Here is a 22,971-nt window from a genome sequence, read left to right as displayed (position 1 = left end):
AATTAATCCAGCCCCAATGCCTTAGACAATAGCATCTATCAAGCTGATGTTGTCGAATGTGCTCATCGCGGCGAGGTTGGCATCGTCATCGTTTACCAAAACAAGCTGTTGCACAGAGCCGGTGAAATACTGACCTACGGGAATTGAATAGGAAGTATAGCCCGATCCTGTCTCATAGCCATCATTGAAGTCCTGAATGCCAAGGGTCTGCGACCCGTCGAGTTGGAAAAACGTGGTTTCCAGTTCGCCATCCTCGTTGACGAATCCAATACCTTGAATTTCACCTTCAGCATCGCTCTTGAAATCAAACTCAAGAACTGTCGCCTCCGTGATATCCTCATTGATAGCCAATGATTTCCAAGCGCTACCTTCAAGCTCGATTGCGCTTTGATCTGTGGAAACCGTCGCGACTCCTTCATCCTGCGCCTCGGAGTAGCTCGAAACAATATGTGCGCTTCCGTCAATGAGAACGCTGTCATAATCTCCGACTTCGAATTCCACCGTTACCTTCTCAAGGACCGACCCCTTGCCGTTTTTGTCTGAGTACACGGTAAGAGTAATGGAATGGGCCCCGTCAGAGAGCTGCTTTCCACCAAAGAAATTACCTTTGCCGTTGTCCCCGAACAAGGCATAGGGCTCAACGTTCTCTACCCGACTATACTGTCCGTCCAATTCAAGCCTTACGCTGCCAATGTTGACGTTTGGGTTGAGTGCCTCGGCCGACAGCGTAACTGTTTTACCAGAGAGGTCGCTGCTGGAGAGCTTGGCACCCTGGTAGAGGTCTGTCAGAAACGTGTCTGTGCTGGTGTCAATCAACTGGAGATCCAGAAGTTGGCTGCCGGGTTCCTGTGAGGTCGAGTCTGGTGCCAGGTTTTCTTCTGGGGCACCGACCTCAATTGGTTCCTCTATGACTGGCGGCTCTTCGACAACCGGTGTTTCCTCGACAACCGGTGTTTCCTCTAAGACTGGTTCTTCTGGCAGTACAACTGGTGCCGATCCTGTGTCACCAACAGTGAATTCGAATGACACGGTTTCGAGTATATTACCCGAGCCCTTTTTGCCATCATACACGATCAGTTCCGCGCTATACGTTCCTTCGGGAAGTTTTTGCCCACCAAAGAAATCGCCTTTGCCATTGTCCCCGAAGAGGGCATAAGGTTCCACATTTTCCATTTGAGAACCGACCCCGTCTACAGTGAGCTTCACACTGCCGATCTTAGGCGCACCGTCTCGCGAGGTGGCAACTATTGTCAAAGGGCGGCCGTCCGTGAGGCTGCTATCGATGCTGGTCCCATCCCCAAGCTGAGATACTGTTTTATCAGTGTCCGTGTAAGCAAGGAATATATCGAGATAATTGCTCGCCTCGACGGGCTCCGGAACATCCTCAACAGGATCAGACTTAATCGGTTCTTCTACGACCGGTTCGTCTACAACTGGTTGGTCTACAACCGGGTCAACCGCCCCCGAACCGTCTTCACCGGGATCAGGCTGGGTAGTGTCCGGCGGTGTTGGCGTGCCGTCAACCGGATAGGAGATAGTCGACCAATCTGGCCCAGCCAAACCCTGATAATAGGCGTCGTTGGGTTCTCCACGGTGATTGCCTGTTGTCACACCCGTACCGGAAACGTCGTCAGGTAATCCGAAGTTATAGTCGGAGACTAATTTGGATTCATGAACCTTTCCGAGAAGAGTTACGTTATCCCAATGCACATCGTAACTGTCTTTCACCAGAACTATGCGCGAATACGTATCTGACGTATTTTCAATAATGGAGTCTTCTATGTTAATGTTTTGCGCGGCGTATTGTTTGGCATTGTTCGTATTCAGATACGAACCCCTATCCAAAGTGGTAACGACAACGGCATTCCCGTTATCGATAAATTCGGAATCCGTGATCAGAATGTTGCTATTGCGGATTCCTGAAAGGTCATCATTGGAGTCATAGATTTCCTTGATGTCCAGCCCGGAAAAGTTGTCGACGAAGTATGATCCGGTAACAAAGGAGTCTTTGAACCCTCCGGTGGTATCTATTCCGTCTCTGAGGTTGTTGAGAAAAACGGAATCAATAACCGTCGCGCCAGTGACGCCTTCTCCGTTATTCCCTGCGGCAGTTTTGATGCCATCCCCCATGGAATTTTGAAACAACGAGTTCTGGATGGTGGGATTGCTGACATCCCCCAAAAGCCTTACCTGATAGTAACCGCCGTTAAATTCTGAATCTTCGATCAGAAGGTTGTTGCCACCTCGAATATCGACCGGGATCGAGACATTGCCCTCAAAGTAGCTATTCAGAATTTTTATGTCGTCTTTATCCCCAGCGACAAAAGTAATCTTGTTATGATAATCAACACCCGACTTTACCTTCAGCGAAGTTGGAGTTGTTTGCGGGCTGTTGCTGTGCGTAACGGTCAGGTCAACAAGAGTATTGGCATTACCCAGATTGAACAGTTGAGTTGAGTTTGTAGCGGAGTCAATTACATTGATGCCCGCCCCAGGCGTTCCCCCTGCAAGTGTGAAGTTGTCGGGCAGCTGTATTTTCGATCCGGAGATGTCATACATGTGGTCGAAGACAAATGTGTCGCCTGGCTTGAACGTTTGCGCCAGTGCAGCAAATTCTTCGGAGATGTCCTGGCCTTCAGTCCAGCCTAGGTCGGATGAGTGGATTATCGTCATTCTGGTAACCTGTCTACATTTGAGGGCAGCGATCATGCGATGCAAAAGAGTTTCGAATGATCTTAGTCAGGGCCCCTTAGTGTTCATGTGAGTGGCATTTGTGGATTAGCGCCAACCGCGCTGTCTTGACGAACTATGTACCGCCAGGGATTTGATCGACATCGCGTTTGAACAGAAGGACTCGCTTCGAGTGCGCGCGAGTATGCACCCGCCCGGAAGCGCGGGGCCTCGGCTCTGCAATGTTTCTTACGTCTGCTCCCTGCTCTCTTACTCATATTCAAATGTATGCCGGTTGTTATTGGCCCTTGGTGGGCGAAACTCCGGTTTTTCGGTGGCGAAAAGAAGTCTTAAATATGAGGCAGGGTCAGCACAACGTGACCCTAGGAAAGGCGGCAGCAAACCGGAGAAATTTTGCCTATTGTAGGGGCGAGGTCAGCGCGAGCCCGCCCATTTTTCGGCCGCGCTCGTCAAAACGGCATAAATTAGCCGCGGGGGCGAAGCCGCAAACCGGCAGCTTTGGTGCTTTAAATGTCGGGAGCGAGGCCTATCGGCTCTGCGTCGATTCCGGCGAAGACCTCGACTATCTTGTTGCGGCTGATGGTCTGACATCCCGTCCGAAGAGCGCTGTCCCAATGGGACGGGGGTTTCTCCTTCAGAAAGGTTCCCCGTTTTCCAGGCAGACAATGGACAACCCAGATAAGGAGGCTCACCACAACCAAACGGTTCTGGATCCGGGGAAGTTGACTAACTCTGTACGATCCGGATAACAGCGACTATGACTAGTATTTTGGTAGTTTCAGTAATTCCATGAAGTATCGTTCAGAAGTCGACGGGTTGCGCGCTATTGCAGTTCTGCCAGTCGTGTTTTTTCATGCAGGTTTTGATCTTTTTTCCGGAGGCTTCGTCGGAGTCGACGTTTTCTTCGTGATTTCTGGCTACCTCATCACATCTATCCTTCTAAAGAACCTGGAAGATGGTAATTTTTCGCTCCTGACGTTTTACGAGAGGCGTGCGCGGCGCATCCTGCCGGCCCTCACACTGGTTGTACTAGTATGCATTCCTTTGGCCGTCGTTCTTATGAACCCGCAGCAATTGAAGGACTTTGCGCAGAGCGTCCTGGCTGTCGGGTTTTTTGCATCCAATTTTCTGTTTTGGCATGAGAGTGGCTATTTCCAGGCAGCGTCGGAAGAAAAACCGCTCCTGCATACCTGGAGCCTTGCTGTCGAGGAGCAATTCTATATTTTTTTTCCACTATTGCTCTGGTTCGTTGTGTCAAACAGGCGTCAGCTGCTTGTGCCGATCTTGATGGTCTTGGTACTTGCCAGTTTGGCGTTGTCAGAGTGGGGTTGGCGCAATGCTCCCAGCGCCACGTTCTTCCTAGCACCTGCACGAGTTTGGGAATTGCTCATCGGCTCTATCTGCGCTATCGCCACGCGTCGTGGGGTCGTAGAGCGGGACTGGCTGTCCGTGCTGGGTCTTGCGATGATCACCGCTTCTGTCTTTTTGTTTGACAAAGAAACGCCGTTCCCTTCGCTTTATACATTACTACCCGTTGTTGGTACTGCTTTAGTGATTTTGTTCGCTGGGCCGCGCACAACAACAGGGCGGATGCTTGGATCGCCTGTACTCGTGGGCATCGGACTTATTAGTTACAGCACCTATCTTTGGCATCAGCCACTGTTCGCATTTGCCCGCATTAGGGTATATGGTGAGCCGTCGCTACTGTTGATCTATTGCCTGATTGCCCTATCTTTCGCGCTCGCTTACCTCAGTTGGCGTTTTGTGGAAACGCCTTTTCGGCAATCCAAGGGAAAAGCCGTTCTCTCGCAGAAGGCGATCTTTCTATCGGCAGGGTCGGTTTCGATGGTTTTTGCCGTTTTTGGTCTTTGGGGTCATATGGCAGATGGGTGGCGCACGGCCTACGTGGCCCGTCTGAGCGAACCTGAACGGCGTATGTTTTTGCTCGTCGAAGAAGTTACCCAAACACATCGCCAGAACGCCCTTTCTCGTTTTGACAATGGCGCATGTGTTTTTGACGTTAGAGCGATGGATCCACAAGCAAAGGATCGAATTACCGATTGCGCCGAGCGCCATGGCCCCGGTGTTCTGATCTTTGGCGATAGTCACGCGATTGATTTGTACGGTGCGGTAACGGAAACATCAAAAGACACCCACCCATTCATTGTCGGTATCGTCTCCGGCGGGTGTCGGCCGCATGCGCCGGCATCGCACTGTTCCTATGATGCGATTGCAAGGTTTGTTGCCAGTAACGCAGACGTTTTCAAAGTTGCGATTTATGAACAGGCGGGCTTCTATCTGTTGCAAGGCAAGGACTACGAAGTCGGCTCGCGGTCGATGTTCGCTAAACTACTGCCTGACCAGGTTACACCACCTTATGTGCCGAATATTGGTCAGGTACTGGCCGTGAGGAGCTATTTGGAACAGATATCGGAAAGTGTCCCGGTTGTATGGCTGTCTCCCCGGATCGAACCCCACATTTCGCAAAAGTATATGCTTCGCGCAGGCTGTGAGCACGATTACGTTCTGCGACCCGGCCTGGAAGACGTCTTCAAGGGACTCGAAACTGCAATTTCCGAAGCGCTTGATACTTCGACCGTAATGTTCATGTCGCAAAACGAACTTCTCGATCTTTCGTTCCCAGAGGATTTTCTCAATTGTGAGGTGCTGCTCTGGTCTGATGGTGATCACCTTTCTAATGCTGGTGAAAGACGATTCGGCCAAAGAATGCAGATCCTGAGGAACGCACTTCTTATTCTTGAAAGTGAGAACAAATAGATTGCAAACCGAGCGGGCTATAGGCTCAAGCCTCACCGATTTCAAATAATGGCATGATCCGTTGTTTGAAGAATGAGAAGCGACATGCCTGATCGTGTCTAGCATGGCCAATGCCCAGATCGCCCGTCTTGACCTCTTTTTCTCGGGTCGTGGGTGAACGCCTGATCAGGTTGCGCAAACACGATGCTAAAGATTTCTAATGCAAATCAATTCAGCGGTTTTTGCCAGATTGTTCAGTTTCATGGGCGGTCAGGTAGAATTTTGTCAAAAATGTGTTGCTCACAATTCTAGCGATGCTTTACTTAACGACAGCGCAGCGAGAGTGTGATATGTAGATTCTCATGTGAGTAGCGTTTGCAGATTATGAGTAAAAATGGATACATTGTTGGTGGTATTTGAGCTATAAGGATATTGGGGGCTTTCAGCCGTAGAATAGTGAGTTGCTTCGCTGATTTTCAGCGTATCTTGGGTTAAGTTAGTACGAGGTTTTGAGTATGACCGGTTTGACTGATGACACTGCTTCCAGTGGAAGCTGGCATTTTAAATCAACAATTAATAACACCACAAATAGAGGCAAAGCCGTTTACTTTGCGTCTAAGCGCGTTGCCGACATCATCGTAAGCATTGCCGCAATGCCGATCTTTGCGGCCCTTTGTATTGTTGTTTCCGTGTTGAATATCTTCTGGAACCCAGGGCCTCTGTTCTATTGTCAAACGCGTATGGGTAAGGATCAGTGCAAGTTCAAGATGGTCAAGTTTCGCACGATGCTGCCCGAGGAAAGCTCAATCAAGCGCGGTCCGTTTGATGGGTTGGAGGAGTGGCGGATAACACCATTCGGTCGTTTTATGCGAATGACGCGTTTGGACGAAGTTCCACAGCTTCTGAACGTTATCATGGGGCAAATGAGTCTGATCGGGCCGCGTCCCGAAGTGTTAGAATTTGCCCAGACCTATTACAAGGCGATGCCTGAATATCACGTGCGTGGAACCGTGCGGCCAGGCATCACGGGTTATGCGCAGGTGACACAGGGCTATACAGATTCTGAGGAAATGGTGCGCGAGAAGACAAAACATGATGTGTTCTATGTGCGCAATATGAATTGGTGGCTCGACCTCAAAATACTTGTTCTGACGACACGTGTCATCCTTACCTCTCATGGGGCACGATAACGAGGCTGTTGCCTGACAAAACGTGAACCTAGCGTTCAGCATCGCAAGTCGGGCTCTGAACATGTGTCGGTAAATATGTAACTGCGCCGCTGCAGAGTAGAATAACCCCCATTTCTCGGTCAAACTAATGGTCCGGTTTCCGGGGGGTAAGATGGAAACTTACAATCAACTTAGAGCGGATTTGAACCGTTTTGCAGCTCTCCTCAAAATGTTTGTGCGTGTTTTAGGGAATTCTTCTTGGATGCGACTTTCTGTGAGAGACATTGTAAAGTCGTCTATGGATTTAATAAGATTGATACGCGCCAAACTCGAGAATTCGATTGTGCAATCTTCAGAGATATCCATCATTCTATTTTGATCTACTGTCGGAATCTGAGCGTCTGGGATGTCATCTCCGTAGGTCAGGGACAAGTCTAGCAAAGCGTGATCAGATAAGCTGTAGTTATTGTTTCGAATGTCGCGAACCATATTGTACCAGTGAAAGTTTTCTCCTGGTTTGCGTCTGGATTTTAGGGAAAAAGCATATGTACTCAGAAGGATTTTCCGTACGATTTGGTCAGAACTTCGGACAGGAACGTGCTGGAAGGCGTAGTCAAGTTGAACCGGGTCAATGGAAAACTCTGGGTGTGTGACAAAGTGATTACCTGAAGCGACCTTGCAATCCTCAGCAAATTTTCCACCAATAATAACTTTCCGAAAGCTACCCGGCTCATGTGACCGGGCGCGAAAGCACATTGTCAAAGGGTTGGTGTAGTCAAAATATGCTCCGGAAATAGGGCAAAAGGTTACCCAATCCATATACCCCCACTGTTTTGGCGACAAAGATGCAGATAGAATGTCTTTGAACTCGTTGCCACCAGGTCCACTGAGGAATTCGTCGGCGTCCAGAGGGATGATGTAATCGAATTCACCGCTTCTAGCAGCTTCGTTTGTCCCTATCGTCATATGTTTGGGTTGATTAAACGCCACCTCAGAGATTGTACTCAGAGATACATTGTAACCGTTCTCTTCCATTTTTTTGACGATAAGGTTGGTGCCATCTGTACTTTGATGATCCATCAAAAAAATTTTGTCGGCGAATTTAAAGCTATGTTTTATGAACAGTTCAATGATGTCACATTCGTTTTTTATCATTGAAACAATTGCGATTTTCATAGTTATGCCTTCCCAACAACGCTTCATAAAATAGAGAGTTCATGCTAGGATAAACACTACCTTCAATCCAGCATCTTTGACTTCAGCTTCTTCAAAACTCTTGTGGTTCTATAAATATGAAGGGTGGAGACTATGCGTGCTTTTTCCCAAATTTTAAGATCTCGAACCGGAATATTTGCACTTCTCAACGTCTCAATTAGCAACTTCCAGTCCGCAGCACGGGCATTTGGACTATAATGTGCCAGAACGTCATCACGAGCAGCAGCCCCCAGCTTTTGACGTATCTTCCTTGAGCCAACAAGTTTGCTAAGCTTGCTAAACCATTCGCTGTCGTTGGCGAGCAGGCCATTTACTCCGTCTTTGATCGCCGCCTTTAGCGGCTCAGTTGGCGAGGCAATACTTACAACCGCACATGCGCCTGCCTCTAGGTACTTTAATTCACTTTTACCATTGCAAAAGGGCTCTGTGACCTCCAATGGAATTAGGTTTACGTCGATATCCCGAAATAGATCCGCGTATGTTGAATAGGGCGTAAATCCCCTGACTTCAAAGCGAGATCCGAATGCATAGAATTTGTCGGAATATGAAAGATTCCCGACAATCACCAATTTGGCCTTAGTGTTCTCTGCGAGAAGTCGTAACAATGCAGGCTCTATGACTTTGAAATCTGCGTCATGAGTTTTAGAGCCGGAGAGATAGGCAATCGTTACCAAGCTGCTGGATACATGCTCCTGAACAACTTCTTGGGCTAGCGCCAGATAGTTTGCGCTCAACGCATTTCGGGAAAGTCTTACATCTGGATGAAACATTCGGGCGCGCTCAGCCAGATAGCCGGTCGCCACTGTCACAGTATCACAACTTAACATCGCTTCGGAAAACGGTTTGCTTCCGTCTTCATACATAGCCGTTTTGTTGTTGCGCTTCAAATACTCATCAGTGGCGGGGTCGAAGAGAAGATCATCTGTATCATAGATAATATGGCATCCCCGATCCCGTGAAAGATCGATAAAGTTGCGCGTATGATGATCATATTTTACACGGTGGAGGATCAAGATCTTAGTTGCCGTTGGTACGCTTGTGTAAATACATCCGACCTCTACGGTATATCCAAGCATTCGCAGATACTCTGCGGGCTGGTTGCACCGCAACTGCGTGGTTCCATGCGGTGTAATACGATGCTTGCTTACAATCTGGATATCACATGACATGCTGTATAGCCTTTATTAACTGGCCTAGTTTAGATCAAAAATCAGATAAAACTGCCCTGCGAAGTTCATCAAGATCGACCGTGAAATCATCTTCGTCCAGACCACGCGTACCAACAATTGGAATATGTGTGCCGCCTACGGCGTGGGTGACTGGGACATAATATCCCCATCCCCAACTGTCATAGGGTATCAGTTCCACAACTTTGGGATTTTGCGCAAAGACAAGGTTAGCGAGTCCGGCACCATGCGGCGCTACGATGACTTCGGCTTCCCGGATTAGTGCAACCTGTTCTGCGATTGGCATAGTCTCCAACGTGACTGTCTCAAAACCACATTCGGCCAATAGTGCAACGACATCAGCCTCGTTTTTTACATTCCGCAGTTTTGCAAGCGCACGGGAAATATAAATTTTACGTTTGGGAGAGCGGGACTTTGAATAATCAATCGAAGACAAAATTTCATTCGAAAAGGAATGAATCGCCTTTTTCGAGCACGCAAACCGCTGACGACGCGACGCGGAAATAATAAGATTGGTGATTCTTACTGGCCCAGAATTGCAAGTTTTTATTCGCTCATCAGGTATACCCAGGAGATTCATGTAAGACCGTTGAAATGTTGTTGGCTCTGAAAATACAAGAATGTCTGTATTATCGTCAATTGCCCCGGTCTTTTGTAAGTCCACATAACGCAGACAGCAATCGAAAATGAAATGATAATAATTTTTCCAAGCACGAGTTCCAAACCAGTAGGCGTTTTCAAATGTAGGTTTGTTTCGTGCAGCGTAGGAGAGCGCTTTCTTTCGATTCAGAATATTGAATGTATGGTTTGAGCCCTCAACAAATTGCGTAACTTCTGGATAGGTTTCGAGGAACACTCGTGTGGGATTATCTATATCGATAACGTCGTATCTTGACGTCACAGCATTGGGTATTGAGAAATAATACGGTCGTGGAATTGCAACAGGGTGATAGTGCAAGTCTAATTCGCGATACCGATTCGGATAAGGCGTGTCCGCTGAATTGGGTTGATAAATTTCGTCTTCGTCATAAAATGTAACATCATATTCTAGCAACGTCCTATTCAGACTCTGAAGTGGGATGAATTGACCATACAACCAACGGTCATGTGCTCCTGCACTCCATTTTCTGCCAGCGCGTTTGTAAATTTTCCGCAGAGCACTTTTCAAAGTTATCAGCATTAAACTGTCATTATATTCTAGACCGCCGCAGTAATTTCACACCCAATAGATGATTGTGGCCGAGCAGGCTAACCTCCAATACCACGACGGTTCCCACTGTTGACATGTTTAATGTAATACTGTTCAAAATCAATGACTTTATCCTGCATCTTACAGGCTTGGCTGACGCGCCAATCTGCTTGAACGACTACCCTAAGATGATCCGGATAGACCTAGAGCCCGAGTTTACCTCTTGAGATCTCGATCTCGGACCTGTCTGAAGGGTGGCGTCCTGTGCCTCTCCGAACCCATAAAATCGATGAAAAAGCATTCATCAAAAATTGCAACCGAAAGTATCGGATAGAATGCCAGAATACGCCGCAGTTCATGAGCCTTGACGATGTACGGATAAAATGGAGGACTGGCGTTGAGGTGACTACGAAGCTCGACCCCTAGCGCGGCCGGGAGAGATTCTCAGTGCTCGCCGATCAATGGTTCAGGGGTTGACGAACCGCCTTGAACGCAAACCCTTGGTAAATCTTCAACCGGGTGGTCCGAACAAAGGGAATAAGTCAAGATTAGCCACAATTCGCTGAACCCCATCCAATTATTGGAGAGACGCTCAATATCATCAAGTGGAAAAGAGTTATATGAATAACCCTGTAATTTCTATTGTATACAACAGCTCAAGACATGTTGCTCAATCTCGTATGCGCCTTATCGCAGAAATTCAGGCTGCAGGTTACGATGTTTGTGTCCTGTCCCCCGAAGATGAGGGTACCAAATCCTTATTAGATCATGGGGTGAAACACTACCCAATAGAAATGAGCCAGTATGGAATGAACCCAATTTCAGAGATACGATGTGCGTTGCAAATTGAAAAATTATTGAAACAAATCAAGCCAGTCGCCTCTCTGCATTATACGGTAAAGCCAAACATTTTCGGGAACTTTGCTGCTAGGCGAGCAGGGGTTCCGGTCATAAACAATATAGCGGGCGCAGGACAGGTATTTTCCGGTAAAAGTATAGTGTTGAGGCCGCTCGTTGTTTGGCTGTACCGAAGAGCACTTCGGTACTCTTATCGAGTTTTCTTTCAAAACTTTGATGACATGAAGATGTTCGTTAACAAAAAGGTCGTTGAAAAGGAGGTTGCAAAGAGAATCCCTGGCAGTGGCGTCGATTTGGAACGGTTTTCAGTCAAACCTTTCCCAAGCGGAGCGATCAGATTCATTTTTGTCGGACGCATGCTGAAGGAAAAAGGTGTGCGAGAGTTTCTAGAGGCAGCTCAACGCTTTTTGGGGAAGTCCGATCAATCTAAAATAGCGGAGTTTCATATTGTCGGAGAGCACTTCAATCACGGGTCCTACATTGATTTCTCTATTTTAGATCAAATGGCTAGGAAAAATTTAGTGGTGTACCACGGAGCAGTCGATCCTGAAGAAATAGATCAACTGTTGGCGAGTGCACACTGTTTGGTTTTACCATCATACTATGGCGAAGGTGTACCTCGGGTTCTGTTGGAAGCCTGCGCGATGGGGCGCCCAATCATCACAACCGACAATGTAGGTTGTCGTGATGTTATCGATGATGGTGCCAATGGATTCAAGGTAAAACCCTGTGATGTAAACTCCCTGCTTACAGCCCTGGAAAACTTCTGCGATTTGGATAGTGACGAAATTATGAAGATGTCCATTGTGGCAAGAGCAAAAGTAGAAAAGGAATTTGACGAACTTATTGTTCTTAAAGAATATTTGGATGCAATTTCGGAAGTTTCTGACGAACAGGAAATAGATCGCGGTCGCTCGATCCTATCCTCTGGTGTCTGCCGTTGATGTAGGCAGCGTCAGGACATCTCATCCTGATTGGGCAGTAACTCCGGAAAGCTGTGTGGTTTGGTGGTCGATAATGACCAAGCCTCCGCTGGATTTAGCTGGGGCTTACATCGTCTTTACATTTACGGTGTTTTTTCTTGTGATTTTTGGATTTCTTTGACTGTTCCAAGTTGTACTCGGCATCCACGAGTTTGTTTTGCATCGTATAGTAATACGGATGATGTCTCTTGTGTTTCGACAGCCATGTTTTCAGGTCAGAGGTAACTTTTTCCCAGTCGGAGGGTTTATAGGAATCGTACACTTCACCCTTGTAGTGGTAGCACCCGACTGTGTCTGCATGAGCTGTTGAAATGAATAACGCAGGCAATACAAAAATGCCGGCTAAAGCAATGGTCTTAAAGGTTGGCATAAACAATCCTCACTAAGTACAGCCTAAACAATAGTGGGTGCGCCGTTGAAAGTCCATTTGAACGGCGCCCCTGAAGCGTCGTACTTAAATTCCAAAAGGACGGCCACGACCGGTAGAACCGGCACCGGTCCGAATTTGGGGAGGCTCAGTCGGTCAGGGTGAAAAGTTGAAGGATCTTTCCAACCCGACAAAGAGGGTCGTACGCGACCGGTCCTCCTGCACTTCCTCGGTCAGCAAAGTATGCGTGATCCCGCCCTCAAGCGCCCAATCCCGGGTCAGGTCATGGCGGTAGGTTAGCCCAACATCCAGTCTCTGGCCATCGTTGCTGCTTTCACCCAGATCGTTACGGTCGAAAAAATCTACGTTGATCCCGAAGCCGGACAGGCTGTTGATCTCCTGATCGTATGCGGCACGCAGAGAGGTATTGATATCTTCGTTGTCATCTTCGTCGACCACAACTCGTTGACTTAAACCAAAGCTCAGTTGGGCGGCCGGTAACTCATATATGTAGTCAATCTCTACTAACGGATCTGATCCAACCGCATCGGTGCCTGTCACCCCTAGTGACACGGCTAGAGCACCGCGGGGCAGGTCCATGTCCCGACTTACGCTCAGGAAAGACCGCCGACCGTCGACGTTCGCAAAGACCTCTGATGCATAGCGCAATCCAATGGTGCCGTTGGGTAGCGCTCGCGTGAACTCGATCTCGCCACTAATGCCATCGTCGTCCCGCTCTGTCCCGCCGGTCCGTTCAATTCGGTCGTGGCTCAGCTCGGCATCCACTGTCAGGACGGAACTCAACTCAAGTTCGGTCGCCAACCCAAGGCGTCTGGTTTTGCGGTTTGTACCGTCTACGGCTTCAGTGGTGAAGTTATTGTAGCCGGCTGTCAAACCCAATGTGATACGCGGGTTGATCCGGAAATCGACCTGACCAGAGATATCATTCTGTGTGCTGTCACTGAGGCCGGGGTCGTCGGTATCCCTAAATCTTATCTCGTTATAATCCCAGTCGAAACTGGCCCCCAGCGGCCCCTCCTCGCCGACGGCCCCGCCCAAAGCGAAACCATAGCTGACCCGTGTACCGCTATCCTGATTGATGATACTACTGTCCTGATCGAAATCCTCGTCAGAGAACGTCGAGTCGGTATCAGATTCGCGATACCGTGCATCCGCTCCGAAAAAGGCATTGCGAGTTGTCCTGTCGTAGGAAAGCGTCGCAAATGTGTTCGTGAAGTCGAAGCTGTTCGGATTATCCTCGCGAAATTCTTCAATATCAGTTCCAAGATTTAGCGAAAAGCGCTGGATGTTCGTGACACTTTCCAAACCAAAGTCCAGAACGGTGCGCCCATAAAAATCAGAAGTGCCATCGACATCCAGATCTGGATTGTCGCTGTACTCCAAGCGCTGCGAAACATCGAAGGTCGCAAGGAGTCCTGAAGGGGATTCCTCTGCAGAAGGCACACCCTGTGCGTGAACTACAACTCCGGCACAGCAAATGAGGGTGACAGCCACCGCCCCTCGCTGCACGGTAAAACTTTTTTTCTTTTGCGCGGGTCGGTTATTCGAACAAACGCCGTTCCGGGACCAGAATAACATCACCATCCTTAAGCTCGATATCTGTTGTTACAGCTCCGTTTGCCAGAGCCTTATAGTTAAGAATTGTTACTCGCTGGACACGCGTGCGCGGATCGGTTCGGCGCAACTGGATACGCTTGATTGCTGCAAAACGCGAAACACCACCGCTGACAGCCACTGCCTGCAGTAGGGTCGTGCCCCTTTCAACCTGGATCACTCCAGGGTTGTTCACTTCTCCAACAAAATAGACATCAATTGTCGGGCCGGTTGTAGTTTGTGTCGTTGCGTTGAGGTCCAGAAACGGTTGCACACCGACAAAAACTGTTGGAGGGGAAGTGAAATTGGAGCTGAGCCCCTGGCGCAATGAGGTCTGCACCTGACTTACCGTCTGTCTGCCCGCTCGGACGGTACCTACAAATGGGAAGGTGATCTGCCCATTGGGTAAAACAGTAACCGCCCGGTTAAGGCTAGGATCTTCCAGCACTTCGATTTGTAGCACATCGCCCGGTCTGATGCGGTAGTCACCCTGCGCATTGGCCGTCACTGCACTGATCAACAAAACCACAACAAAGGAGATCAGATTAAAAAATTTCATAGTAGACGCCTCCATCGCCTTTATTAGTGGTTGTCGCAAAACTGCCTTGGCAAAACAATCCGCAAGGCAATGTAGTCTTAAAATCATTGGGCCAATGTATTGATTACATCACGGTTTTGGCGTTTGGATCTGTTTGCCCGTCATTAGGCTGTCTAAGATAGCTGAGCTAAACGCGGGCTTCGCGCCCGGCGCGCGCGCGATCTGACACCGAAGACTATGAAAATCCACCTCGCGGACTTTCGCTATGAATGATGGAGCCTCAGGGGGGCGCAGAGTCGGCACCCCCCAACTGAACCTGCGGAGCGCCGAATCCCGCTAACCCTTAGAGACAAATGGCCCTTCATCCCGGACACTAAGTCAGGGATGGTGATCAAAGCTCAGCTCAAATAAAGGCAAATTCATCAGCACCGGTATCGAGTAGTACAATCTCGACCCCGTTGACCAGCGGGTTTTGAACAACGTGCTGGAAATCGATGTCGACGGTCCCATCGGTGACCTGGCCGACCCATTCGAATACTCCGCCAGCATCTGGACCAAGGCTTGCAACAAGGTCTATGTCGTCCAGGAACAACTGGTCTTCTATTGACACGTCAAACACCCGTGAACCGGCTTGGGTGAAGAATCCATCACCCATGTAGAGACGCACCGCATAGGTGCCAGATTCAAGACTGCCATCGCCAAACTCGAGACCCATCTCCGAACCACCTGATGGATCCCAGCGCTCTTGCGTGAAAAGGGCTGCCGGAACAACCGCTGGGTCCACGCCGGCGTCCAGATTTGCAACATTGCCAGAGTAGACCTTGGTAGGCCCGCCAATGACAGCCGAAGTGTCCGCAACCCAGTCTGGGCCGCCATCCACCGCGGCCACATCGGAATTGCCAGCGTTCCAACGATAAAGAACCGTGCCGCCGACCGGCGCATCCAGATCGTTGACGGTGATGTCGAAGGTGGACGTGACATCCGGATTGACCCCGTCAGAGGCGGTGATCGTGGCCGTATAAACGCCGGTTGGCGAGACATCCGGTGTGGACCAGCTGAAATCGCCGGTACCGTCGCCATTGTCAGTAAAGCTATATCCGGTGACCGGCGTGCCACTGGAATCCTCCAGCGCCACGGACAGCGTGATCACATCACCCGCATCCGCATCCGTTGCCACAACCTGGGCATTTGCAAACTGAAACTCATCAACGACCAAGTCGGACACCGGGGTTATCACAGGCGCGCTGTTGCCGGCAGGTGCATCGTTGTCGGTGATATCAAGCGTACCCGACACCGCTGTCCCAAGCTCAACTCCCGCGGACGGGTTGGAGATTGTGAACGTCGCCGTCTCGAGGTTTTCGATATCCGCATCGTCTGCCACGTTGAGTGTAATACTGGCAGAATTGGTACCGTCCAGAATGGTCATTGAGGTAGGGATTGCCGTCGTGAAGTCGGTAGCCGAAACCCCACTACCGCTCAAGGCCAAATCGACGGTCTGATCGCCGGTTACAGCAACCGAGGTGGTCAAGGTGATCGTAACCTGAGTACCAGCATCCTCGGATCCGGTTGATGGGGTCACGGAAAGGCTGGCAACAGGAGAGGTATCGGTGCTGTATTCCAGATAGATCGGAGCCGTAACTGCACCCAGCGGAAGGTCGTTGTTGCTTGTATCAATGACACTGGCCACAAATCCCAGCGGAAGCTGATCTTCTCCGACAAAGTCGTAAAGGGCGATATCAGCAAAATCGAACAGGTTGGTAATATCCTGATTTGTACCATCAAGCAGGACATCCACAGTCTGAAACTCGACGGCGTTATTTGCCGGGAAATTGGCAAGCGCGAGGGCCGCAAGCTGCGCATCAAGTTGCGACTTGTAAGGATCGGTGAAGTTGTTGGTGACGGGTTGAATGAAACCTTTGGTCAGAACAATCCGCGCGGTCGCGCCGGCTGGTCCGCTGACGACCACTGTTGGACCGGTGGCGTCATATGTACCGATCGCGCCTTCGGAAAGGCCATTTACGTTAAGCTGGACGGCCGTGTTTGGAGAGGCCTGATCCGCCAGACCAACCGAGCCCCCCTGGGAACCGTCACTCTGGAGTTGACCGGTCGCGGTGGAGCCATCGGCGAAGGTGATTGTAAACGACGACCCGATCAGTTCCGCACCGGATACGCCACCCACATCCCATGATGGAGAGGAACCGCTATCGAGTAGTGTTTTTCCGGCCCCGGCAACAGAGTTCGGGTCCATATCAACGGAAAAACCCAGTGTCTCGCCGCTTTCGAACCCGCCGTTTACCAGCGGATCAAAGGTGAGCACAATGCCGGAATATCCGTCCGTTCCTCCGGCTCCGATATAAGATGCATTCGTGGGTGTCTGTACGCCAGTGTTTCCATTGCTATTGATCTGAAGCGGCTTGGAGGCTGTATCACCGGCAAGGCCAAACGGATCAAACACGCTATCGGGATAAAGCGCATTCGTTACATCGATCTCGATAGACGAGATTGCTTTCGACCCAACATTGGTAACGACAAACGAGTTGTTCCCAAAGTTGGAAATTTGGACGTCGTTGCTTCCTGCATTGACTGACAATGTTGCGGCACCGGTACTCGTTTCATTTGGATCATCCGCAACGGTCACCGCAATGTCCTGGGTGACTGTGTTTGTGCCGTCGAACGCGCTGACGGTCACGTTATAGATATTGTCTCCGCCGGTATCAGCGGGGGTTTCAAAATCCGGGGCCGTCAGAAAGCTCAGCACCCCGGATGTCTGATCGATTGTGAAGAGACCGGCATCCGCACCGCCCGCAATGGCAAACTGGATAGCATCATCTTCCGGGTCAGTCGCGCTAACTGTACCAACGGTCGTCGTGTTCTCGGTGACGCCAAAGTCCGAAGAAGATGTGAAGCTGGGTGCCTGGTTGGCGGGCGCATCATTGTCGATGATATCCAGCGTATCCGAAACGGTGGTTCCCAGCACAATCCCCGCCGAGGGGTTGGAGAGTGTGAAGGTTGCCGTCTCAAGACCTTCGATATCCGCATCGTCCGCTATGTTGAGTGTGATGCTGGCGGTATCGGTGCCATCCGGAATAGTGATTGAGGCAGGAATTGCTGCCGTGAAATCCGAGGCCGAAATCCCGCTGCCACTCAGGCCAAGGTCTACGGTCTGATCGCCGGTTACAGCAACCGAAGTGGTCACGGTGATCGTCACCTGCGTACCTGCATCCTCGGACCCGCTCGATGGGGTCACAGAAAGGCTGGAAACAGGGGAGGTGGAGGTACCAAGTTGAATGATCTCGACGCCATTGATGAGCGGGTTTTGGACGACATGGTCGAAGTCGATATCGATTGTGCCATCGGTCACCTCTCCGACCCACTCGAACATGCCGCCGGCATCCGGACCAAGGCTGTCGACAAGATCAAGATCGTCCAGGAACAGCTGGTCCTCAATCGATACGTCAAACACACGGGAACCGGCCTGGGTAAAGAAGCCCTCACCCATAAGAAGCCGCACCGCATATGTGCCCGACGCCAGAGCGCCATCGCCGAACTCAAGGCCCATCTCTGCGCCACTCGAAGGATCCCAGCGTTCCTGAGTGAACAAGCCAGCCGGGACAGACGCCGGATCCACACTGGCATCCAGATTTCCAACATTGCCAGAATAGACCTTCGTGGGCCCGCCCACGACAACCGAGGTGTCCGCAACCCAGTCCGGGCCGCCATCCACCGCGGCCACATCTGAATTGCCGCCGTTCCAACGATACAGAACCGTGCCGCCAACCGGCGCATCCAGGTCGTTGACGGTGATGTCGAAACTCGATGTCACATCCGGATTGACGCCGTCAGAGGCGGTGATCGTGGCGGTATAAGCACTGGTAGGCGAGACATCCGGTGTGGACCAGCTGAAATCGCCCGTCCCGTCACCATTGTCGGTAAAGCTGTAGCCGACGACCGGTGTGCCACTGGAATCCTCCAGCGCCACGGAAAGCGTGATCACATCACCCGCATCCGCATCCGTCGCCAGAACCTGCACTGTCGCCGAACTCAGCTCGTCAACCACAACATCAGAAACCGAAGATATAACCGGCGCGCTGTTGCCGGGGATATCCACGGCATCAACTGTTGCCGTAATCGTTGAGGTTGTCGGAGAACCGCCCTGGCTCCACCAAAGAGTATAGCTTCCGGCACCAAGTGGCGTTGTAAAGCCAATTGTGCCTACGCCACCTGCATTTTCGATAACGCCATCAGCCATATTGACCAGAAGATCACTGCCGATGGCAAATTCGTCGTAAATCACCCCGCCCAGGAGATTCGATGCGTCAGGATTTGCCGGGGTTTCGGTAAACTGCGCACCCGCTTGAAGGCCAAGGAAGCTGGCATTGGTAATGCTCGCATCGTAGTCGGCATAGTCGCTCAGGGTCAAAGAGGTGAGCTCATGGCCCGTTGGAACGATGATTGTCACGTAGTCATAATCCCGGGTGGGATCGCCATCCTGAGTAGAGACCAGAACCGTGTCGCCTTGCGTCAGATTAACGGCGGTCGGATTCAGGCCATCATCTGAGAAATCTCCGACGTTTGTTCCGTTTACGCTGTCTTCGAGGTCGTCGATTGTGATGGTCGCAACAGCCGTTCCGATCGAAGCGCTTGCACCGCTGACACTTGTCACGTGAAGCTCAAATGCCTCCGGGCCCTCAATCTCGGCATCGGGCAGCAGATCGACAATAATATCGAGCGTTGTCTGGCCCTCTGCGATCTGGCCACTTCCGGAATAGAAGCCGGTTACGGCGTCATAGGTCAGGCCGGCAGATGTATAGTCCAGTTCTGGAGTCGCGCCGCCTGTAATGGGGCGCAACTCAAAGTTCACATCGATTGTTTGCCCGGAAGGAACCGCTGTTGCAGAGGTTATACTCAGAGAGACCGTGCCATCTGTCTCCGAGAAATTCCCGGCATTTGCCGAAACAACCGGATCAACAGGTGTCGTGTTGAGCTGAACAATTTCGACACCATTAATCAGCGGGTTCTCAATGACACGCTGGAAGTCGATATCGATGGTCCCGTCAGTGACTTGACCGACCCATTCAAACACGCCGCCAGCATCCGGACCGAAGTTTGCAACAAGATCAAGATCGTCCAGGAACAACTGGTCTTCAATCGATACGTCAAACACCCGCGAACCGGTCTGATTGAAGAACGCATCACCCATAAGAAGCCGGACCGCATACGTGCCGGACTCCAGAGTACCATCGCCGAACTCAAGACCCATCTCCGCGCCATTTGAAGGATCCCAGCGTTCCTGCGTGAAGATACCGGTTGGAATCGTATATTGCGATGCGCTGGGGTCCAGTATGGCGATGTTGCCTGAGTAGACCTTCGTGGGGCCGCCAACGACAACAGAAGCGTCCGCAACCCAGTCCAGACCACCATCAACTGCAGCCACATCTGAATCGCCGGCGTTCCAGCGATAAAGTACCGTGCCTGCGGTTTCGACAGCATCCTGACCAGTGACTTCGACCCAATCCCAGGACGCGGCGAAACTGTCATCTCCAGCTGGCGCGGATGAGACAAGACCCACAACGGCGCCAGTGGTGCTTCCGTTATTGTTATATTGCCCGAGGATTGCCTCTCTTACATCATCAGGCAGTGACAGCGCACTCGTGCTCACCCAATCGGTGAACGCTCCATCGTCGACGTATCGTGCACGCGCCGAGATCGACGGCGCGCCAAGTGTCAGATCAACATCAAGCGCGATTTGCAGATTGGGGTCTGCGATACCTCGTACAGGATTATCGATGCCGGGAATTTCAACAAATACCGTGTTCGGAACATCGTTTTCTTCAACAACAAGCTGCAGGCCAAACTTTGGTGTTCCACTGCTTGCGTCCACTGCAATGGTGGCTTCCACAAAAGTGGTCTGGTCTCCGGGCCCGACCATCAGGCCGAATTTCTCGCCACCGTCCCAGGTCTTGGAGGCATCCGTATTTGGCGTATAGCTGAACACGTTCAGCATTTCGCTCATAATCGTGAGACCGCTCAGATTATCCTGAATTTCAAATCCGATCCCCAGAACATCCGCCTGGTCGTTTGCAGTACCAACCGCATTACCGGTATCCGCGACATCAATGCTGACAAAGGTGGACGCCCCACCCAGATTCCAGATGCCAGGATTGTAAAGGGCCGACGTGCCATCGGAGGTTACCTGAGAATCAACCCCATTACGCCAGACCGCGTTAATTCCGATGTCACCAGCAATGCTGTCACCGCTGGGGATCGCACCAGGAGGTGTGGTTGGTGTACTCAGTTCGAACTGCCAGGTCAGGGTCTCATTTGCCCCCACAACGACACCACGACCGTCCAGCGGATCGCCAACATGACTGTCATTGATGTTGTCCTGACCATCAAGGTCAAGGTCCGTACTTGGATCAACGGCCTGTCCGCCGGGAACAAAGAATGTCACATTGTCGGCGCCGTAAGTCCCCGCGACAATCAGACCCGCAAAATCATCGATCCCGTCACCGTCGTTATCAATGAACGTACCTAACCCGTTGTCCCCCAGAGTGGCGACTGTCAGCGGTGTTGATCCAAACCCGTTGATTGTCCCAAGGCTTTGGACCGCATCCGTACGTCCGTCACCATCTGTATCAACGGGCTTTTCAAAGTAGAGATTGCCATTGAAGGACGCTGCAACAATGACTCCGTTCAAGGCACCGTCAAAATTCGAGGCGGTGTATTCCGCCAAACCGTTTGTAGAGGCATTGACCGTTTTTAACGAACCATCAGCGCTGTCATCAAAAAGTTGAGATTCAGGGGAATAGATTGTGCCGTCCTGAACGCTTGTGCCGTCATAATAAGCTGTCGGATCGCTGAGCGAACTTCCCGGATGAATCCAGTTATAGCCCGAGACTATATCGTAAAGGTCTGCCGGAAGCCCGGTCGTGCCACTAACATCGACCCAATTCCCATCGCCTTGCTCTTCATACACAATCAGGAGCGATGCAAGATAGGCCTGCGCTTCTGTTTCATTGGCAAAGATCACATCGCCATTTATGTTCAGCAGGGGATTACCTGCGCCGGGGATGTAATTGCCATCCGCATCAAATGTAGCCGCCAGAATAGCCGCAGCGGCCCGTATCGGAGAAGCAAATCCACCGTAGGGACCAAATTCATCCGAAGTGTCCCCGGCATAGTGCAACTGGTCTCCGAAACCTTGTGATCCGGATTCATTGAACAGGTTTGTCGCAAGCTCTTTAGTCCAGTCCTGGACATAATTGATGGCGTCACCCGGCGTATCATCCACGAATGGAATCGGCTGACCGCCCCAACCCGTGTTGGGCCCGTTATCCCAGGTAAAGACCTCACCGGCTTCGGTAATTTCCACATCATACGGGTTGCGATATCCCGGCGAATGTATCTGCAGGGGATTGTCCACAAACTGAAGCTGACCGCCGATGCTGACCAGAATTTTATCAACAACCTTGGCTGCGTTCAGGCCATTGTTGCCACCAGCCCAATCCGGGTTCAGCTCACCGTTTGTACCTGTCCCGTTGTCATCCAGGGTAAAATTAGGAGCATCCTCGGGATTCAAAATATTCAGGGTCGACAGGTCGACATTTGGTCGCGTGGGGTCATCCAGCGTGGGCAGGTCCAGGATATACTGGTCGCCATTGCCATCCACCTGGACATCGTAGCCTTCAAGAACAGTCAGATCGATCTTCAGGATCGTTCCGGAATAGGGATAGTCGACCGTTCCGGCAAAGTTATTCCCTGGGGCGCCATTGTTGGTATTCCCACCGACAGCCACCCAGAGCATCTCGTGCCCGGTTACCGGATCAATCGCGATATCGAACCCGTTGACCGAGTGGTTTTCCTCCGACCTCGGCAAGCCACGCACGATAGCAACATTTGACAGGACCTCACCCGTATCAGGGTCCAGGGTGATCTTGTGAATCTGGCTGGAGTTGGTGCCAAGATTGGCGTCATTCCCAACCGCAATTCGCCAGTCGGATGAATTAACATAAAGAACATCGTTACCGTCGGCGTCAGTGCTTGTGATCAGCCCGGTCATCTGACGATTGGTCGTGGTGTTGATCGACCCGTCATCATTGTAGTTTTGCGTATCGGTCTTCACATCACTGATAAGGGTTGAGTCAGTGACGACAAAATCCGGCAGAGAATCAGCATCGGCGCCATCGGCCTGACGTTCGATTTCCAAACGCCATATGTTGCCGTCCTGCTGGGCAACAAACAGAGTGGGATTTCCAGTTTTACTGAAATCCAGCGCCGTCGGATTATTGACCGTTTCGCCTTGTAAACCAGTAACACCAAAAGAAATATCTGGGTTAAAAAACGCCATCTAACACTCCACTCACAAACACCGCAGAACGAAGGGGCGCAGGTCGAAAAATAGAC

At 50.8% G+C, this 22,971-nt stretch carries 11 protein-coding genes; 3 read left to right on the top strand and 8 right to left on the bottom strand.

The window, feature by feature from the left end; all coding sequences use genetic code 11:
* Nucleotides 1-21: 21 nt before the first annotated feature.
* Nucleotides 22-2,673: a right-handed parallel beta-helix repeat-containing protein gene (locus ACRZ9U_RS19685; protein ID WP_170408859.1), complete on the bottom strand. Its 2,652-nt coding sequence runs from the start codon at nt 2,671-2,673 to the stop codon at nt 22-24.
* An 807-nt stretch (nt 2,674-3,480) separates the two neighbouring features.
* Between ACRZ9U_RS19685 and ACRZ9U_RS19680 the strand changes: the two genes are divergently transcribed.
* Together ACRZ9U_RS19680 and ACRZ9U_RS19675 are read left to right on the top strand one after the other, a co-directional pair.
* Nucleotides 3,481-5,469, top strand: coding sequence for an acyltransferase family protein (locus tag ACRZ9U_RS19680; RefSeq protein ID WP_170408858.1), 1,989 nt, complete (start codon nt 3,481-3,483; stop codon nt 5,467-5,469).
* 494 nt (nt 5,470-5,963) lie between these two features.
* The gene (locus ACRZ9U_RS19675) at nt 5,964-6,638 is read left to right on the top strand and encodes a sugar transferase (RefSeq protein ID WP_170408857.1); all 675 of its coding nucleotides are present in this window, start codon (nt 5,964-5,966) and stop codon (nt 6,636-6,638) included.
* 165 nt (nt 6,639-6,803) lie between these two features.
* Here ACRZ9U_RS19675 and ACRZ9U_RS19670 read toward each other — a convergent pair whose 3' ends face one another.
* The 3 genes from ACRZ9U_RS19670 to ACRZ9U_RS19660 form a co-directional block, all read right to left on the bottom strand.
* A complete protein-coding gene (locus ACRZ9U_RS19670; RefSeq protein WP_170408856.1) occupies nt 6,804-7,793 on the bottom strand; it encodes a glycosyltransferase family 2 protein in 990 nt (329 codons plus the stop codon).
* A gap of 62 nt (nt 7,794-7,855) precedes the next feature.
* On the bottom strand, nt 7,856-8,908 hold the full coding sequence (locus ACRZ9U_RS19665) for a glycosyltransferase family protein (protein WP_170408855.1): 1,053 nt from the start codon (nt 8,906-8,908) through the stop codon (nt 7,856-7,858).
* A 127-nt stretch (nt 8,909-9,035) separates the two neighbouring features.
* The gene (locus ACRZ9U_RS19660) at nt 9,036-10,199 is read right to left on the bottom strand and encodes a glycosyltransferase family 61 protein (protein WP_170408854.1); all 1,164 of its coding nucleotides are present in this window, start codon (nt 10,197-10,199) and stop codon (nt 9,036-9,038) included.
* Nucleotides 10,200-10,828: 629 nt separating this feature from the next.
* Between ACRZ9U_RS19660 and ACRZ9U_RS19655 the strand changes: the two genes are divergently transcribed.
* Nucleotides 10,829-12,010, top strand: a complete 1,182-nt coding sequence (locus ACRZ9U_RS19655) for a glycosyltransferase family 4 protein (protein ID WP_480902764.1) — start codon at nt 10,829-10,831, stop codon at nt 12,008-12,010.
* Between the two features lie 94 nt (nt 12,011-12,104).
* Here ACRZ9U_RS19655 and ACRZ9U_RS19650 read toward each other — a convergent pair whose 3' ends face one another.
* The 4 genes from ACRZ9U_RS19650 to ACRZ9U_RS19635 form a co-directional block, all read right to left on the bottom strand.
* Nucleotides 12,105-12,419 (bottom strand): hypothetical protein, encoded by a 315-nt coding sequence (locus ACRZ9U_RS19650; RefSeq protein ID WP_170408852.1) that lies wholly within the window; start codon nt 12,417-12,419, stop codon nt 12,105-12,107.
* A 153-nt stretch (nt 12,420-12,572) separates the two neighbouring features.
* A complete protein-coding gene (locus ACRZ9U_RS19645) occupies nt 12,573-13,820 on the bottom strand; it encodes a hypothetical protein (protein WP_480902761.1) in 1,248 nt (415 codons plus the stop codon).
* 157 nt (nt 13,821-13,977) lie between these two features.
* Nucleotides 13,978-14,589, bottom strand: coding sequence for a polysaccharide biosynthesis/export family protein (locus tag ACRZ9U_RS19640; protein ID WP_170408850.1), 612 nt, complete (start codon nt 14,587-14,589; stop codon nt 13,978-13,980).
* Nucleotides 14,590-14,971: 382 nt separating this feature from the next.
* Nucleotides 14,972-22,915: a malectin domain-containing carbohydrate-binding protein gene (locus ACRZ9U_RS19635; RefSeq protein WP_170408849.1), complete on the bottom strand. Its 7,944-nt coding sequence runs from the start codon at nt 22,913-22,915 to the stop codon at nt 14,972-14,974.
* Between the last annotated feature and the right edge of the window lie 56 nt (nt 22,916-22,971).

Source organism: Ruegeria sp. D7 (assembly GCF_056534355.1).
The sequence above is the reverse complement of the archived record's forward strand: the minus strand, read 5'-3'. Positions and strand labels throughout refer to the sequence as shown.

Coding starts and splice junctions, on each gene's coding strand:
- ACRZ9U_RS19655 (WP_480902764.1), top strand. CDS start 10,829: ATGAATAACCCTGTAATTTCTATTGTATACAACAGCTCAAGACATGTT.
- ACRZ9U_RS19670 (WP_170408856.1), bottom strand. CDS start 7,793: ATGAAAATCGCAATTGTTTCAATGATAAAAAACGAATGTGACATCATT.
- ACRZ9U_RS19640 (WP_170408850.1), bottom strand. CDS start 14,589: ATGAAATTTTTTAATCTGATCTCCTTTGTTGTGGTTTTGTTGATCAGT.
- ACRZ9U_RS19680 (WP_170408858.1), top strand. CDS start 3,481: ATGAAGTATCGTTCAGAAGTCGACGGGTTGCGCGCTATTGCAGTTCTG.
- ACRZ9U_RS19665 (WP_170408855.1), bottom strand. CDS start 8,908: ATGCTTGGATATACCGTAGAGGTCGGATGTATTTACACAAGCGTACCA.
- ACRZ9U_RS19660 (WP_170408854.1), bottom strand. CDS start 10,199: ATGCTGATAACTTTGAAAAGTGCTCTGCGGAAAATTTACAAACGCGCT.
- ACRZ9U_RS19635 (WP_170408849.1), bottom strand. CDS start 22,915: ATGGCGTTTTTTAACCCAGATATTTCTTTTGGTGTTACTGGTTTACAA.
- ACRZ9U_RS19650 (WP_170408852.1), bottom strand. CDS start 12,419: ATGCCAACCTTTAAGACCATTGCTTTAGCCGGCATTTTTGTATTGCCT.
- ACRZ9U_RS19685 (WP_170408859.1), bottom strand. CDS start 2,673: ATGACGATAATCCACTCATCCGACCTAGGCTGGACTGAAGGCCAGGAC.
- ACRZ9U_RS19675 (WP_170408857.1), top strand. CDS start 5,964: ATGACCGGTTTGACTGATGACACTGCTTCCAGTGGAAGCTGGCATTTT.